The 16,178-nt window shown below is 51.3% G+C and carries 16 protein-coding genes; 5 read left to right on the top strand and 11 right to left on the bottom strand.

Annotated elements, in window-relative coordinates; translation table 11 throughout:
• The first annotated feature begins 8 nt into the window (after window positions 1-8).
• Complete coding sequence (locus AC0YOB_RS33180) at window positions 9-893, top strand: carbohydrate ABC transporter permease (protein ID WP_475796428.1); 885 nt, start codon at window positions 9-11, stop codon at window positions 891-893.
• Between the two features lie 256 nt (window positions 894-1,149).
• On the opposite strand, the gene AC0YOB_RS33175 is transcribed toward AC0YOB_RS33180, so the two are convergent.
• The 5 genes from AC0YOB_RS33175 to AC0YOB_RS33155 all read right to left on the bottom strand — a co-directional run bounded on the left by AC0YOB_RS33175 (window position 1,150) and on the right by AC0YOB_RS33155 (window position 7,546).
• A complete protein-coding gene (locus AC0YOB_RS33175; protein ID WP_475796427.1) occupies window positions 1,150-1,674 on the bottom strand; it encodes a phage tail protein in 525 nt (174 codons plus the stop codon).
• A 23-nt stretch (window positions 1,675-1,697) separates the two neighbouring features.
• Window positions 1,698-2,201: a phage tail protein gene (locus AC0YOB_RS33170; RefSeq protein ID WP_475796426.1), complete on the bottom strand. Its 504-nt coding sequence runs from the start codon at window positions 2,199-2,201 to the stop codon at window positions 1,698-1,700.
• 15 nt (window positions 2,202-2,216) lie between these two features.
• A complete protein-coding gene (locus tag AC0YOB_RS33165) occupies window positions 2,217-2,735 on the bottom strand; it encodes a phage tail protein (protein WP_475796425.1) in 519 nt (172 codons plus the stop codon).
• Window positions 2,736-2,822: 87 nt separating this feature from the next.
• Complete coding sequence (locus AC0YOB_RS33160; RefSeq protein ID WP_475796424.1) at window positions 2,823-3,308, bottom strand: GNAT family N-acetyltransferase; 486 nt, start codon at window positions 3,306-3,308, stop codon at window positions 2,823-2,825.
• An 11-nt stretch (window positions 3,309-3,319) separates the two neighbouring features.
• Window positions 3,320-7,546, bottom strand: coding sequence for an S-layer homology domain-containing protein (locus AC0YOB_RS33155; RefSeq protein WP_475796423.1), 4,227 nt, complete (start codon window positions 7,544-7,546; stop codon window positions 3,320-3,322).
• A 454-nt stretch (window positions 7,547-8,000) separates the two neighbouring features.
• Between AC0YOB_RS33155 and AC0YOB_RS33150 the strand changes: the two genes are divergently transcribed.
• The 3 genes from AC0YOB_RS33150 (at window position 8,001) to AC0YOB_RS33140 (ending at window position 10,531) form a co-directional block, all read left to right on the top strand.
• Complete coding sequence (locus tag AC0YOB_RS33150) at window positions 8,001-8,591, top strand: TetR/AcrR family transcriptional regulator (protein ID WP_475796422.1); 591 nt, start codon at window positions 8,001-8,003, stop codon at window positions 8,589-8,591.
• Between the two features lie 107 nt (window positions 8,592-8,698).
• Window positions 8,699-9,127 carry a DUF6157 family protein gene (locus AC0YOB_RS33145; protein ID WP_475796421.1) on the top strand — a complete coding sequence of 143 codons (429 nt, stop codon included), beginning with the start codon at window positions 8,699-8,701 and terminating at the stop codon, window positions 9,125-9,127.
• A 378-nt stretch (window positions 9,128-9,505) separates the two neighbouring features.
• Window positions 9,506-10,531, top strand: a complete 1,026-nt coding sequence (locus AC0YOB_RS33140) for an ABC transporter substrate-binding protein (protein WP_475796420.1) — start codon at window positions 9,506-9,508, stop codon at window positions 10,529-10,531.
• A gap of 108 nt (window positions 10,532-10,639) precedes the next feature.
• Here AC0YOB_RS33140 and AC0YOB_RS33135 read toward each other — a convergent pair whose 3' ends face one another.
• The 4 genes from AC0YOB_RS33135 to AC0YOB_RS33120 all read right to left on the bottom strand — a co-directional run bounded on the left by AC0YOB_RS33135 (window position 10,640) and on the right by AC0YOB_RS33120 (window position 13,923).
• Complete coding sequence (locus AC0YOB_RS33135) at window positions 10,640-11,404, bottom strand: exodeoxyribonuclease III (RefSeq protein ID WP_475796419.1); 765 nt, start codon at window positions 11,402-11,404, stop codon at window positions 10,640-10,642.
• A gap of 177 nt (window positions 11,405-11,581) precedes the next feature.
• Window positions 11,582-12,421, bottom strand: a complete 840-nt coding sequence (locus AC0YOB_RS33130; RefSeq protein WP_475796418.1) for a lipoate--protein ligase family protein — start codon at window positions 12,419-12,421, stop codon at window positions 11,582-11,584.
• Window positions 12,422-12,560: 139 nt separating this feature from the next.
• On the bottom strand, window positions 12,561-13,244 hold the full coding sequence (locus tag AC0YOB_RS33125; RefSeq protein WP_475796417.1) for a Rossmann-fold NAD(P)-binding domain-containing protein: 684 nt from the start codon (window positions 13,242-13,244) through the stop codon (window positions 12,561-12,563).
• 82 nt (window positions 13,245-13,326) lie between these two features.
• A complete protein-coding gene (locus AC0YOB_RS33120; protein WP_475796416.1) occupies window positions 13,327-13,923 on the bottom strand; it encodes a TetR/AcrR family transcriptional regulator in 597 nt (198 codons plus the stop codon).
• A 113-nt stretch (window positions 13,924-14,036) separates the two neighbouring features.
• Between AC0YOB_RS33120 and AC0YOB_RS33115 the strand changes: the two genes are divergently transcribed.
• A complete protein-coding gene (locus AC0YOB_RS33115) occupies window positions 14,037-14,582 on the top strand; it encodes a hypothetical protein (RefSeq protein WP_475796415.1) in 546 nt (181 codons plus the stop codon).
• 349 nt (window positions 14,583-14,931) lie between these two features.
• Here AC0YOB_RS33115 and AC0YOB_RS33110 read toward each other — a convergent pair whose 3' ends face one another.
• Both AC0YOB_RS33110 and AC0YOB_RS33105 read right to left on the bottom strand, forming a co-directional pair.
• The gene (locus AC0YOB_RS33110; RefSeq protein WP_475796414.1) at window positions 14,932-15,480 is read right to left on the bottom strand and encodes a DUF2812 domain-containing protein; all 549 of its coding nucleotides are present in this window, start codon (window positions 15,478-15,480) and stop codon (window positions 14,932-14,934) included.
• Window positions 15,473-15,823 carry a PadR family transcriptional regulator gene (locus AC0YOB_RS33105; protein WP_475796413.1) on the bottom strand — a complete coding sequence of 117 codons (351 nt, stop codon included), beginning with the start codon at window positions 15,821-15,823 and terminating at the stop codon, window positions 15,473-15,475. Before AC0YOB_RS33105 ends, AC0YOB_RS33110 begins: the two co-directional genes overlap by 8 nt.
• Between the last annotated feature and the right edge of the window lie 355 nt (window positions 15,824-16,178).

The raw sequence follows: 16,178 nt of genomic DNA, 5'->3' as shown, positions 1-16,178 counted from the left end.
GAACATTCATGATTTCCGGAACCGCAGGGAAGCTGCAGGGATTAACGAAGAGCCCTGGAGCAGGAATAGTTGGCAAGCTTGGCTACGCCTTGCTGTATGCGGTGTTAGCCGTCGTGGCCGTGCTGCAGTTGTTCCCGCTTGTGTGGCTGCTCTTCTTCTCGCTCAAAAATAATCAGGAAGTCTTCAACCTTCCGCCATTGTCATTGCCCGTGCATCTTCGCTGGGAAAATTATGAGAAGGTATGGAGCGCCGGAAATATCGATGTTTATTTCTTCAACAGCGTATGGATAACGATTGCAGCTACGCTGCTTACCGTTGTCCTGGGCAGTCTGGTCACCTTCGCCATTACGAGGATGAAGTGGAAAGGAAGCTCCCTCGTGCTCGGCCTGTTCATGGTGGCCATGATGATTCCCGTCCACTCTACGCTTATTCCGCTGTTCAGTCTTTTCAACAACATCGGCTTGACGGATCAACCGTTATCGCTCATTTTGACTTATGTCGCATTCAACATGCCGATCACCATAATGATCTTGTTAGGCTTCTATTACGCATTGCCGCGTGAAGTGGAGGAAGCGGCGGTCATTGACGGCTGCTCGGTAAACCGGATGTTCATCCAGATCGTATTCCCGATGACGAGCTCTGTTCTCGCAACGACCGCGATCATCAATATGATCTACAACTGGAACGAATTTATTTTCGTCAATACGTTCATCAGCTCGGATGCCTACAAGACGCTGACCGTCGGCGTTCAGAACTTCATCGGGCAATATTCCACCGATTGGGGGGCCATCGGGGCGACGCTCATGATCAGCATTCTGCCGATTCTGGTCACCTTTCTGTTCCTCAGCGACCGGATTGTGGAGGGCATCGCCGCAGGCTCGGTCAAAGGCTGAGGCGCAGCACAGCAATGCACAGTACACTTGCTAAGCGTTCATAGCCGACTCGAAGCTCATGCGGGCTGCCTGCCAGAACAATGATGGCAGCATGATGAAGGAGAAGGACGCCGGAGCTATGACCGACCAGAAGGACAATATGTCCAGCGGGAACATGGCAAAGGACGATGGCATGTCATCGAATAATGGAAAGTAAACGGATCTGAAAAATAAAGGCCGGGTCCCTCCTAACTGGAGGAATCCGGTCTTTTAACGTTTAGGGTCTGGGAGGAAAGACGCCTTCAAGCGAAATAATGAAGCTTAAGCCCAAATATGGCTGCATATTGTTATGAGGCTGGCTGCCTCCGCTTATCCCGAGGGCAGTCTGGTTCATCTGCGTATTGGGGGTCGTCCCGTAGACGGCGGAGACCCCGCGTCCCTGTACAATTCCTGCCCATACTGCATTTGCAGGAGAAGTCGCAACGCCAGCAGCAACCGCGGCAGGGGTATGAGAGTGTGAGGGGATCTGGGCAGCTAATAACGCTGCGGTTTGGCTTCCGCCTGTTTCTCCCAGATAGCGTTCTGTAAGTCCAGGACCGGTACCCTGCTGCATAGGCGCCATACCCGACAAATTGGGAAGAGCGAAGTTCGATTTGCCGTCGCCGCCATAAGTCGTACCTAATATAGAGAATAAAGCCGTGTTTGAAGCGATCGGCATTAATTGCCCATTGCAAAGCGCCCAGCCCCTTGGCGCAAAGCTGCCTGCGAAGATACGAATTTCACCAAAATACGGATCAGACATCTGTTTAGCCTCCTTACGATTTTTTAATTGCGTGACGGGAATATGCCTTGGGTGCAAATACAATAATTCATGGTTAAGTAGGGCTGCATATTCGTGTGAGCCTGATTGTTTCCGGCTGTGGTGAGCGCGCTCACACTCATTTGGGAATCGGCTGATGTCGCAAAAGAGTTGGTGCCATTTCCGGCTGGGGCCCATGTATCTCCAGTTGGCGAGTAGGAGGAAGAGCTCTGCTCACTAGCCATGGCTGTATGAAGATGAGCCGGCATTTCATTAATGGTCAACGTATGGTTTTCTTCCCCGCCCATTTGCCCCAGGCTAATCCCATTACTGGTATGTACAGGAGCTCTCCCTCTCAGATCGGGCAGCTTAAAGTTGGTCATACCGTCGCCGCCATAGGTGGTGCCCAGAATTGAGAACAAGGCCTGGTTCTGATTGATGGCCAGCGTCTGGCCCATGCATGGCTGCCAGTAGCGGGGAGTAAAGCCGAACCCGAACAACCTGATATCGCCGATAAATGATTCTGACATTTGATTTTCCTCCTTTTATGCTTGCTGCGGATAAATACCGGCTGTCGACATAATAAAATTGATCGCCAGAAACGGCATGACATTATCATGAGGCTGACTTCCGCCCGCAGCCAGTACGGATTGCGCATTCATCAGCTTGGTCGGAGGTTCGGACGAATAAATGTTTTGATTGGTCTGGGCGGCCCAAACGGCTCCTGATGGCGATAGCTGGGTACCTGGCCGGGATGAGGCACTAGGAACATGGGTATGAACGGGAAGCTCATTTTGCGTGAGCGTAACCGTCTCCGTTCCTGCTTGCTCACCTACGATAAAAGTCGTTCCCGTTTGAGGATTTGTCCCTTGGCCAACCGGAATACGACCCGTTAGACTCGGCACTGCGAAATTGGTTACCCCGTCACCGCCATAAGTCGTTCCGAGCAGGTTGAATAATGCTTCATACTCTGAAATGGGCAGCAAACGGCCATCACATAGCACCCAATCCTGCGGAGCAAAAGTGCCGGCGAACATTCGTATCTCTCCAACATATGGATTCATGTCATCTTCTCCTTCTCAAATTCTGCATCTATTAAGAAATCGGCAGGCAATATGCCCATACCGAGAACTTCGTAATCAGAACAACGTTTATGGAAATGCTGGCTGCTTCGTATTGTTCGTCCATACCATCCGGCAGTGAAGCTGTTCTTCCATCACGACAGTGAAACCCAGTCGGGTATATAAGCGTTTGGCCGGATTATCGTGCTTGACCGTTAAGCGCAAGGACAAGCCCGCTGCATGGGCTTCTTGCTGAAGCTGTTTTATGATTTTGGTGCCGAGTCCGGCATTCCGGAATGACGGAGCAATAATGATATCCACCAAAACAAGCTCATGCCCATCTGCTGCCGTCTGTAGCTTTCCTGCACACCGTCCATGAGACTGGATGAGGCGGATCCGATTATCAGGATACTGCATGCGGTAGGATTGCTGCTGGAACTGATACTGCATAGCAAGAAAGGCCTGCTGCTGCTCCGCATTCCAGTCCCAAGCAGCGACTTCCGCTGCACGGGTGGAAGCATACAGCTCATAGAATAACGGTTCGTCATCCTGAGTATCCTTCAACTCAATTCGCATAGCTTCCCCCTCTAGATGAATTGGCCTGTTTGAAGCAACTTGACGATCACAGCAGCAAGCTGTGCCCGGGTCATTGGCTCAGCGGGATTGAGCCGGTTATCGCTGCCGTTCACGATACCCAGCTTGATTGTAAGTCCCGCTGCGGACCTGGACCAGTTCTTCAGCTTGTAGCTATCCTTGAATGACGACAGCGCCGCATTCTGGTCTGCCTCGGAAAAGTCGGGATTCAAGTCCATCACATGGAGCGCGCGGGCCAGAATGACCATGGCTTCCTCCCGCGAAATATTTCCTCCAGGTCGGAAGGAACCGTCGGCATAGCCGCTTATAAGATCATATTCGGAAGCCAGTTTCAATGAAGATGCGAACCAATCATCCTTGCTCACGTCCGAGAAGGTATTGTCTCCCGTTTCCGTTTCATTGTACAAGCCGAGCGCTCCGGTAATGATGGCGGCGAACTCTGCGCGGGTTACGCCGCGGTTGGGCTCAAAAGCATCCTCACCCGTGCCCTGGACGATCAAGCGCGATGCCAGGTCGTCGATATACGGTTTTGCCCAGCCGCCCACATCGCTGAATGTTTTCTCGAAATCGATGAGCGCGAATACCCCGTTCGCAAAGCTGTGGACCTTGATGGCAAACTGGCCGTTCTTGCTGCTGATTTTGGTTGGGACATGAGCGAGCTTCCCGTCGGGCAGCAAAAGCACGGCGGTCTTGGGTGTTTTACCCTTGAGCTCTTCCTCGCCATAAGTAATGGTAATGTACCCTTTGACCGAAGATAGATTAACCCTTGAATCGCCAGTCTGGTAGTACAGCTGATAGCTCATTGGAGTAACTAATAATTCATAGCCCTTTACCTTGGCCAGGTCCGCCAAATGGCCGGTGGTGGTTTGATCAGCCGGTTTAATTTCAATTTTCAGCTGCGTGTCAGCATCCCCCCAGCCGCCCAGAATGTCACGGATAGCGGAGGAGGAAAGTCCGTAGCCCGTTCCATTCACGATGAGATTGAGCGATTTGGTCCCATGATCCAGTTGGTTCAGCAGGTCCTTATCCAGTCCCAGCTCAACATGGCCACCATAAGCGCCAGCATCGATCGTAAGCTCTCCATCTTTAACTTGATCAATGAGCTCCTTTACTTGACTGCCCATGAGGGAAATGGTGAGGATTTCGTGGTCATCCTTCGTGATCACTTCTGTCTTCGCATCGGTATCATCAAGTCCTTCGATCTTGACAGGAGGCTTCGCCGGCGGCGGGCTTTCATCTTGACCGCCGCTTCCTTGATCATCGTTATCTTGATCGTCGTCGTCTCCACCTCCGCTGACAGGCGGCGGATCATTCACAATCGTGACCGTTGCCAGGTTCGAATCCGCTTGCCCGTCACTGGCTCTGTAAGTGAAAGTCACGTTTCCGTAGTATCCGTACTCCGGTACGTAGCTGAACGAGCCGGCAGTGGAATCCAAGGTCAGCACACCTTTGGCAGGCTTGTCGACGACCTGATAAGTTAATGCATCTTGTTCAACATCCCCGGCAGTAAGCCGGTCTTCAATCCTCTGGCTCGAGGACGTCTTGAATTGCAGGCTGTCTGCAGCCGGCGCATCATTCACGGAAGCTATCGTTATCCTGGCAGTGCCTGGAGTTGAAGACATGACCGATGCTGCGGCTGCCGTCCATTCAAAAGAGGTCTCTCCAAACCAGTTTGCCGCAGGTACAAACTGCAGGTCAGAAATGTCCGTTATGGCGATTCTGTCGCTCGCCAGGACATCGGTCCCTTTAACCTGCAGCTTGCCGTTTGCGGGAACCGAAACGACAGTGATTTCGTCCAGCGCTTGACCGTCTGCATTGGTGATGGAGAGGTCGGCAGCGCTGAAGATATATGAAACATCTTCCGCCCCGTCAACACTGCTTTCATTTACGACAGGGATGGAGCGATAGGTGATATTGTCCGAGAAGGCAGCCGCATTTCCGGCTTTGTCCCGCAGCTGCACGTATACGCTTTTGTCGCCGAAGCCGCCCGCAAGCGTCCAATCAGCCGTTCCAGCCGCTTCGATCCAATCGTCATCGTCCCATGTTGTGCCATCGTTCGACAAGCGCATCTCGAGCGGACTGGCATCTGTGCTTGCTACAGCAAGCTGCACCTGGGCATCAGTAGTCCTTGCATCATCGTTGTTTATCACAAGGCTGCCTGCCGGCGCCGTTTTGTCGATCGTGAACGACACCGAAATACTGTTGCCATAAGCGTCGGTAACGACGAGTGTATAGGTTCCTTCCGCAGTAACGCCCGTTCCGCTTGTGAAGGCTGACCCATTCAATTTCGCCGACACTCCTGTATGATTATCCTCGAAAGCCGGAGCGACAGCGGTTTTGTAAAATCCCCCATTCGTTATTCCACTTACTGTGGGCTTCGTCTTATCCAGACTAAAATGCACGGTAGCCTCATTGCCGGCTTCATCTGTCACAATGAGCGTATGATCGCCCACGTTGGTGACTGCGGAGCCGCTCTCAAATGCAACACCGTCCAATTCTCCATTTCCTTCATTAAAAGTCACCGTCACATTGTCTTTCAATTTGTCGCCTTCACTTACGCCAGTGACAACCGGAAGGACCGTATCCACCGTAATCCCGTCACTGTACTGAACCGTATTCCCGGCTGCGTCCTGCAGCTGCATATACACGGATTTCTCTCCGTCTCCGGCTGTTAATGTCCAGCTGTAGCTTGCCGCCGCACTGACCCAGCTGGCCGAGCTCAAGTCACTCTCAACATTGGCGAACCGCATTTGAACGGCGGAGGTATCAGAGTAATCGACTGTCAAAGCGACATTCGTCTTATTCGTCGAATTCCTGCCCGCTTCGATGGAAACAGATCCCGCCGGGCCGGTCTTGTCTATCGTGAACACCGCCGTCTGCGAATTGCCGTAACCGTCGCTAACAATTAAAGCATGGGGTCCTTCTGCTGAAATGCTGCTTCCGCTTGTATGCGGATTACCATCCAGAGTGGCGGTTGGAATGGCATCCGGATTGGAGTCACTGAAGGTGGGGGATTGATCCGTATTATAAATTGAACCGGATAAAACCCCTGCTATTGTTGGGGCTGTTTTATCGATGCTGAAGCTCACGGTTGTTGTGTTAGCTGCCAGATCTGTTGCAACAAGTGTGTAGTTGCCCTCTGCGCTGACCTGATTTCCGCTGGTGAAGGCAGAGCCATTCAAGGCGGCGGATTGCAGATTGGACTCAGTGATGGAGATTGTCACGGTCTGATTCGTTTTCAACAGATTAGTGACACCGCTTACAATTGGAGCTGCCGCGTCCAACGTAATCGTGCTGCTTTTGTTCGTGACATTGCCTGCCGCGTCGGTTAATCGCATGTAGACTGTTTTGGAACCGTCGCCTGCAGACAGCGCCCAGGCCTTCGTTGTGCTGAAGGCTTCTTTGGTGCTCCAGCTCAAATTATCATTCGAGAATTGCATCTCGATACTGTCATTGTTGGGGTCCGACGCCGTTAAGTTTAATGCCACAGCGGTGCTGTTGGTGAATGTAGCTCCGTTATTGATGGCGATAGTGCCAGTCGGCGGTTCATTCGGCATATACACATATTCGAGATAAGGACGGCCGATACTCCCGCTTTCCTGATCATCCAGCATAATGATGTTTTGTTTAACCCCGCCGGGATCAGTAACATTGTTGATATCAGCTTCCGTCGCTCCGGTTAGAGCAAAGGACGCTATATTATCCGGGACTCCAAGCTGAGCTTCGATAAAATCTGTTACATCAAACGCCAGCTTGATGTTATCGGAAGCATAAGTCGCAAAAACAAATGATTTTGTTCCCAGAAAATCAGTGGCCGGATTATAGGCGGGTATATCGTTAAAAGTCGTTCCCTCCTCCGTCCAATTATCCAATGAGGTGCCATAAAGCTTCACGTAAGGTTCTATTGTGGATTGCGCGCGTGAAACATAGCCAGGAAGGATAGGGATGATCAGCTTGACTGATTCCAGAGCTCTGCCAGCTTGTATAGCCGCTAGCGGGAATTGCAGATATGTGGAATGAGTGCCGTAAGCGGCATCGTAGCCGATGTAATTTTTGTTCGCTTCTCCATCGAGAACGAGGCTCGTGTCGTCGAATTTATCCTTCGCAGGATAAATGGGGGCTTCCGCACCCGCCGCATGTACCGCAGCCGGGGGAATGGCCTGCTGGAACAGCATAACAACGAGAGTAGCGATTAATAAGATGGCTAACTGCTTCTTCATCATTTCCCTCCTTGTTTGCTTGAAAATGCCGGGATTTCATTTCACCAAAAAAATAAGCGGTTCTCCAGAAAAACGGAGAGCCGCTGTATCGATGATGATTATTTCCTCATGGTGGTGTATACAATGCCCACTGAGTATGAAAATGGATTTCTTAGATTACATTAACATGAATTGGATAAATTTACACTAAGGATTTTATGGGTTTTTCCGCTGTCATATTTACTAAAAATTTAGGGGAAATACTGGTTTGGACTACTTCCTAGTGTTCTTCCGGGAGCTTCGGTTCAAAAACGTCTGACGGTGGAACGAATCATTGACAGCCCATCAGAAACAGCTTAAATTAGCATTGACTGACCAAATCAATCTATTTTCTTTTGCTTTTTTTCCACTGTGTAACTTGAGACTCGGAACTGCTATGATGAAATTAGAATATGTACAAGAGGGAATGAGAACAATGGCACCGTTAAACGAAGAACAATTGATACACATCCGCGATGAACGCACAGAACAAATTATGGCCGCAGCACTGAAAGTATTCGCCCGCAGGGGGATCATCGGCACCAAAATGAGCATGATCGCTGCGGAAGCGGGCATTAGCCACGGCCTTCTCTACCATTACTTCAAGTCAAAGGACGAGCTCTTTACGACGCTGGTTCAACGTGCGGTGACGGAGTCGATATCCGCCTTGAAGAGTGTTTACCAGCTGCCGGGGTCCCCGCTCGACAAGCTGAGAAGCTTGACCGAATCCATGATAGAGGCGGAAGGCGCCCCTTTTTTTATGCTGGTTCATCAGGCGCGCACGTCGGATGGCGTTCCGGAGGAATCCCGGCAGCTGCTTAAAGAATATCCGATGAATGCCTATGTGGAAATCCTGCTTCCCCTATTGAAGGAAGGCCAGGAAGCCGGAGAGATCGCGCCTGGCCGGCCGGAGGATCTGATTGCAGATTATTTGTCTGTGCTTTCCGGTCTTATGGTGCTGGATGCGAAGCAGACAGAGGATTACCGGATGCCGGAGGTAGACAGATTGCTGCGGATATTAACGTAAATGAAGTCGAGAGCAGCAAGGGATAAATTCAATGACTTCACTGGCCGTTATTGTCAGCATAGCCGGGGTATAATGTTGATACAAGCGTAACGAATGGAGGGACCAAGATGGAATGGAATTACTATAATACGTTCATCACGGTAGCCCGTGATTGTCCTGCGGAGAAGGGCATGACACCGCCTGACAAGAAGAGCGGAAAAACAAAGCCCGGCATTGAGTTCGAGCTGGTTGCGGATCATCCCTATGGATACACGCAAGAGGAACTATTATTTGAAGTGCACATCAGGCACAAGGAAATTCCGGTTGAGGAGCTGGAGGCGCGGGGAACGCAGATGAAAGATGAATTTTATCAGAAGCCGATGCCCTGCCTGCGGGCATCCATGCTGCCGAAGAAATACGGGTGGGGCATCCATTTCAACGCCGAGGGGAAAATGGCGCTCATCCCGGTGGACTCCCCGGAATATCACCGTTTTGTGAACGGGGAATACGAGGATGTAAGGATCGTGCCGGCGATGAGCAACAGCAAGGCAAAATAACACCGCGTACGCATCAAACAGGCCGGGAAACGCCGTCACGGGTTCCCGGCCTGTTTGTGTTGACCTTTGCCGCCATAGGGACGGCGACAGCCGTCTTAAAGCATTTATAAGTTTCACGCCTGTAAATGTCTATAAGGTTTGAGGGAAGAAACTAACTTTGCCGCCCATAGGACGTAAAGCCGTTTCTTCTTACGCGAAAAAATCTGGCTGCTCATGCGAAGAAATGTTCTGCGTCCGCTGCGACAGTTAATCATGCTCTCATAAGGAAAGGTTTGTATTGACAGGAGAAATAGGGTCTGATATTATGCTAAATGATAATGATTCCCATTATCATTTAGTGGTGAATGATTAACTGATGCTTACTCCGGGAGGTTTACCATGTTAAAGAGAAAGTCGTTTTTTATTACTTCGGCAATCATTATGATGCTGTCCGTGCTCATTACTGCTTGCGGATCAACGAACAGCGAGACAAACGGCGGCGCTGAGCCGAACACACAGACAGAAGCAAACAAGACCGAAGAGGAAGCAGCGGAAACCGATAAGGAAGAGGAGCCTGCGGTTGCTGAATTCCGTACCTTCGAGACTGATAAAGGGCCAGTGGAGATACCGGTGAAGCCGCTCCGCATCGTAACGGATTATTATGGCGGGGAACTGCTCTCTGTAGGGGCAAATGTGATCGGCATTGAGCCGACGACCTTCGACAATCCATTCCTGAAGGATCTGCTGAAGGATGCCAAGGATGTAGGCGCGCCTATCAACTCGGAGAAGGCATTGGAGCTGGCGCCCGATCTCATTGTCGTCATGTACGACGACAGCTACGAAGCGTTATCCAAAATCGCGCCGACGCTGCATATCCCCTTTGGCACCGCAACCAACATTCGGGAGACGGTGAGACTGTTCGGAGACATCGTAGGCGAACCGGAGAAAGCGGAGCAATTCCTTGCAAATTACGAGAAGAAGGCCGAGGAAGGCCGTGCGAAGCTGAAGGGGGTTGTGGATGAGAATGCAACCGTGGGCTTGTACGAGCTGACCGACAAAGGGGAATTATGGATATTCGGCGACAATGCCGGCCGGGGCGGACAAGCGGTATACGATGCGCTGAAATTCAAAATGCCGCACCAGGAAAGCTCAGGCGAGCAAACGCTGCAGCTGTCCATGGAGGTGCTGCCGGAATATGCGGCCGACTATATGTTCCTGACGACCTACGATCCCGAGAAGAAAGGGGATCAGCTCAAGAAGCTGAAGGCCTCTGGCGTCTGGTCGGGGCTGGATGCCGCGAAGAACAACCGGATTTTTTATAATGATTATGATACCTTCTACCGTTATGACCCGATCGCCATTGTCGGACAAATTGATCTGATTGCCGATATGCTTATTGAACAAGCCAAGGAGAGTCAAAAGTAAGACTCGCCCTCGTCCCCGTCCCCGATCAAAATGAGAAGGCGACTCCCCGCTAAGCTCAAAGAGCCCCATACCAAGGCAGCCTGCCTCGGATAGGGCTCTTTGAAAGCTTCAGGCTTGCGGGTCCGCCAGATTCAGAACAACCGGGCAATGGTCGCTTCCTGTAATATCACAGTCGATCTGCGCATCAAGCAGCTGGCTGCCCAGTCTGGCGGATATCAGGAAATAATCGATCCGCCATCCGACATTGCGCTCTCTCACCTTCGGCATATAGGACCACCAGCTGTAAACATCTGTCCGCTCCGGGTAGAGATGCCGGAAGGTATCGATAAATCCGGCTTCCAGCAGCCGGGTCATCTTGTCTCGCTCTTCCGCGGTAAAGCCCGAATTGCCGTGATTGGCTTTGGCATTCTTCAGATCGATCTCCTGATGGGCCACATTCAGATCGCCGCAGACAATAACGGGCTTCTTGGCATCCAGCTCCAGAAGATAGGTCCGGAAGCGGTCTTCCCATTCCAGCCTGTACGGCAGCCGGGTCAGATCGCGCTTGGCATTGGGGGTATAGACATTCACGAGGTAGAAGTCATCGAATTCCAGGGTAATGATGCGTCCTTCGGGCTCTTCATCCTCCTCCATGCCGTAACGGACCGACAGCGGCTTGATCCGCGTGAATACGGCTGTTCCGGAATATCCTTTCTTGACGGCATAGTTCCAATACTGTGTATAATCTTCCCCATGATCCAGGCTGATTTGCCCTTCCTGGAGCTTCGTTTCCTGAATGCAAAATATATCGGCTGCCGTTTCCTTGAAATACTCATTGAATCCTTTGTTCACGCACGCTCTCAGGCCATTCACATTCCATGACACCAGCTTCATAATTCCCAGGTCTCCTTGCTGATCGTTAGATGATTGCTTCTACCAGTTTATCATAGAAAGCCGTTCTTATTGCTTCGATTTAGTAGATCTCGGCATTCTTCCCCTTCGTCGCAAGTTAAACAAAGGCCGGGATCACTCATCCAGTGAGAGATTCCCGGCCTTGTTCCATGCTCTGCTTCAAGGCAGCACATAACGCTTCTTAAGCTGCGCGCACATCGCCTCCAACGCGTCTGCCTCCGGCATGCGGAAGAGTCCCGCTGAAGCGGCTGTCTCCTGCGGGTTCCGGTTCGCATGAACCGCTGCCTGAATGGCATGCGCGAATTCGGCTGATCCGCCGGCTCCGACGACGGATCTTTCCTCCAGGCTGGTCATCCGGTCATCCTCGACGTGCGGATAGGCAGAGGGGGCCGCCCCTGCGGCTGCCCCCGCATAGAAGGCCTGAACCAGCTCTGCGCGTGTTCGTCCCGAGCCTTCCACTATAATGAAGGCCTGAATGATGGTGGCGCGAAGCTGCCTGCGCTGGGCAATTCCGCAGAATTTTAATCCCTCGATATGCATGTCATAATCGCCCGGGCAATAGGCGCCTGCTACCTCGCCTTTATTCGCTTCAGCGCCCAGAGAAGCCACGGCCCTCCGGATCAAGGCGTACATCCGGTCAAAATCGCGGTAAATCCCCTGTCCTTTAATGCCCTCGCCAGGCAGGATCAACGACAGATTCACGACGCCCATGTCCAGCGGAACGGCGGCTCCGCCTGAATGGCGGACAAGCGTCGAATAGCCCTCGCCCGCAAGCCAGCGCACAGCGTCGGCAGCGCCAGGCAAACGGCTGTCCCGGGAGCCGATCACGAAGGCCCGGGGATGCCGCCAGAGATGGCATACCGGCGGGCCGCCATCTCCGGTCTGCCTCCCGATCAGCTCGTCCAGAGCGAAGGGATAGCTTATATCCTGGTCATTCTTTTCATTCGTGCGGTCGAGCAGCACCATGCCGCGGGTCCAATCCCATTCATCCTCGGTCACTGCAAGCTCCCCTGTCCGGTCCTATTTTCCCCATGAAGAGGAATGCAAGCTAACAGGTTTCAGTATAAACAACAAAAAGAGACTCTTCAACCGGATGGAAGAGTCTCTTTTTGCCGCTATGCAAGGAACTTGCCGGCACTCATGGTTTCGCCAGACGATGAATATCCTCACATTCCAGAATGGACGCATCATAGCCCTTATTTACGGTATGGATCATGGCCATTCCCAGTTCATTCAAGGAAACCGCGTATTTGGGCAAAAACCGCTTCAGGAAGGGATAAAACAAGGACAGGACGGAGTAATAGCCATGCGTGTTTTTCATTCCCTTGATGGGATGGATATAACCGGGGCGGAACATATACGCTTTTTTGAAAGGGAGCTGCAGCAGACGGTTCTCCGTTTTTCCCTTTACCCTGGCCCACATGCTTCTGCCTCTTTCGCTGCTGTCTGTGCCGCTTCCCGAGACGTAGCTGAACACCATATCCGGATTTAGGCGGGCAAGCACACTGGCCGCATGAAGAGTAAGATCATAGGTCAAGCGGCTGTATTTAGCCTCCTTCATACCCGCCGAGGATACGCCCAGGCAGAAGAAACAGGCATTGTACCCGGTTAATTGCGGCTCTATAGGGGACAAGTCAAAGAAATCCTGATGCAGAATTTCAACAAGCTTGGGATGGGACACGCCGCAGGGCTTGCGGTTGATGACCAGAACGCGTTCCACATCCGGATGCGCTAGACTCACATGCAGTACACCTTCTCCAACCATTCCGGTGGCGCCTGTAATAATGACTCGAATGTTGGAGGTATCAGAACGCAGAGGCATCATGTTCTCCTGCTTTCTTTATAGGATTCATCTTATAACTCGCATGTTAAATGATCATTCAATTAAAGTCAAATTGTAGTTTTTAAACCGGCTGGAAGAGGCGGTCCAGATGGCCGGAGATAATAGACATCATCTGTACTTGGCTGAGCTGCTCCGGGTAGACGGTATGATGCAGGACCAAACCGTCCACAAGCGCATGGAGCCTGCCCGCCTCGTACTCAGCATCGATGCTTTCCCTGACCAGCTTGCCGGCAATCAGAGAATCGATCATTTGGCGAAAAGCGGCACGAAGCTCGTCATGAACCTCATGACTCAATGCCCGGATTGCAGGATCAGAGATCGCTTTCCCCGCAAAAACCAGCCAAACCTCGGATTCACAGCGCCGTTCTTCATCAAGAGGAACCAGCTCGGCAATAATCATTTCCATATCAAGCCGCGGATTCCCGCTGAACGGCAGATTTTGAATACGATGGTTTGCACGCTGTGAAACAAGCCTCATGGCAAAAGCCAGAAGCTCATCCTGGGTAACAAAATAATGCCGCAGGGATCCAAAGGAAATACCCGTTTCCTCCGCAATCCGGCGGACGGTTGCACCATCCAGGCCATCCCGGCGTATGACCCGCCAAGCGGCTTCGGCAATTTGTTCTTTTCGCTGCTGGTGATTCACAATTTTAGGCATAATTTATTATAACACGGTTGTATTATAAAACAAACGCGCTATAATTTATATCATACAGTTGTATTAAGAAGAAACAGGCGAAGTCTATATATGTATAAAAAAGGAGAATCAAGATGATTACTGTCGTTATCATTGGCTGCGAAATTGCATTCTGGATATTTGTGCTGGCGGGACTGGTATGCCGATACATCCTGAAAGCGAAGAGAACAGGCGCCATACTGCTGTATTGTACCCCTGTCATTGATCTCATACTTCTTATTGCTGCCGTCGCCGATTTGCAGGGAGGAGCAGAAGCCAGCACTGCTCACGGTCTGGCTGCCATCTACATCGGTGTCTCCCTGATCTATGGCCACGGGATGATCAAGTGGGCGGATATCCGCTTTGCCCATCGTTTTGCCAATGGGCCAGCTCCAGTCAAGAGAGTCAAGCATGGAAAGGAGCATGCCAGGAATGAGCGGAAAGGCTGGTTTCAGCATGCGCTTGCCTGGGGAATCGGCTGCGCGATCCTATATGGAATGATTGTGATGGTCAACGCAGGAGACCGGACAGCGGGACTTATGCAGATAATTCGGATATGGTCGCTCGTGCTCGCTGTAGATTTTGTGATCAGCTTCAGCTACACGTTGTGGCCAAAGGCCAGGAAGGATACTGCCTCTTAATTCACCGATCGGATTGTTTGGCGGGCAGTGCAGCTTATGAGCCTGGTTCAATTATTAGGCGAAAGATACCTTTAATTAGCGGGCAGCTGATGTGGAAGCAGCCTGAAAGCCGCGGTTTTACTGGGCTTGTAAGAAGATACTGCTTTTTTGTAATCCTGAGTAATACTAAATGTTATCAAGTATTACTGTTTGATGAAGATGATTTTTTCAACCAATAGGAATGGAAAAATCTTGTATATCGATCGCAGACATTCGTCACCCGGGATCATTTTCTCTGCCCACCGCGATGAGGACGGGAGCATCAACGCCAAGCGGAGGGATGTCTGTCAACTGGCTGATTGTGGCTCAATTAGGTTCGGTTGACACTTCTTAATCGGATCATAAGGGATGTATATGTCATCAGCACCGGGATGCTGATGACAGCTCCGAGTGCAATCAGGACTCTCAGCGTGTTTGCCAGAGCCAGCGCAGCCTCGTCAATGGATGGAACAAACAGAAGCAGCGCCAGCAGGACGAGCGTCAGGACAGGCGCCAGCAGCAAGGGCCTCATCATCTTGACAGAGCTGTTGTACTTCTCGTAATGGGTGTCGTTATCCGTGTAAATCGGCGCCGTTCCCTTCCTGGCGGAAAAGATGTGGATTCGCTCGCTTGAGCAGACCTTGTGCCAGCCACCAGCTTCGAATAGTTCCACGTAATCAGTCATATCGCGTTCATTCACCTGGTTGTAATCCACGCAGTAGGTTAACTGCTGCGGCTCGGTTCGCCGCAGGCGGTATCCAAGGAAAGCAAAAGATTCGAGAATCCATCCCTTGGCCGCCATGCGGCTCAGTTTATCCATGTCTCGTTCCTCGGTAAAGGCAAGTCCCCCGGAAGCCATGTATTTGTATCGTTTACTCATAACCTGATTCCTCCTTCGAAGAATGTAAAGCTTCCAATCCATGCTGCGCCATGCGGGAGCGGCGCTCAATCTCCTCTGCGACAATTCGTCTGCCCTTCTCTGTAATCATGTAAGTTTTGCGCCTATCGTTATCCTCTTCCTCTGACAGCACGATATATTGGCTTCCCAGCAGCTTCTTGATCAAGGTATAGGCCGTAGCAGGCCCGATAATGACTTCTTTATCCGTCAATTGCTCGATGTAGCTCATAATGCCATATCCATGTCTGGGAGCGAGCACGGACAGCAGAATATAATAGGCGGCATCCGTTAATTGCTCATTATCCAGAGAGTTGCTTCGGGACAAGTAAATACCACCCTTCCACTTTTATATCCATAATGGATATATCTATTACGGACATAATAACAAGCCGTTTTGCGGCTGTCAAGCTCCCTTGTGAAAAATGGGCAGCAAAAGGCGAAAACAGCGATGCAGAGGACGGCGAAGCCGTTTCTTCTTATATTTCTGAGGGAAGAAACTAACTGCGCCGCCAAAGGAAGGCACGGCCGTTTCTTCTTAGGATAAAAAAACAAAAGCCGGCCACCGCTCACGCTGGAGGGGGAACCCGGCCCTTATTTTGTAACTAGCGTTACCAGAGGCTTTGCGGCGCCTGTCCCTTAATCAGGACAAAGGGACCTTTACCAAAGAAATTGTCGAGGAT

The organism is Paenibacillus sp. JT31N17, assembly GCF_056269255.1.
The sequence above is the reverse complement of the archived record's forward strand: the minus strand, read 5'-3'. Positions and strand labels throughout refer to the sequence as shown.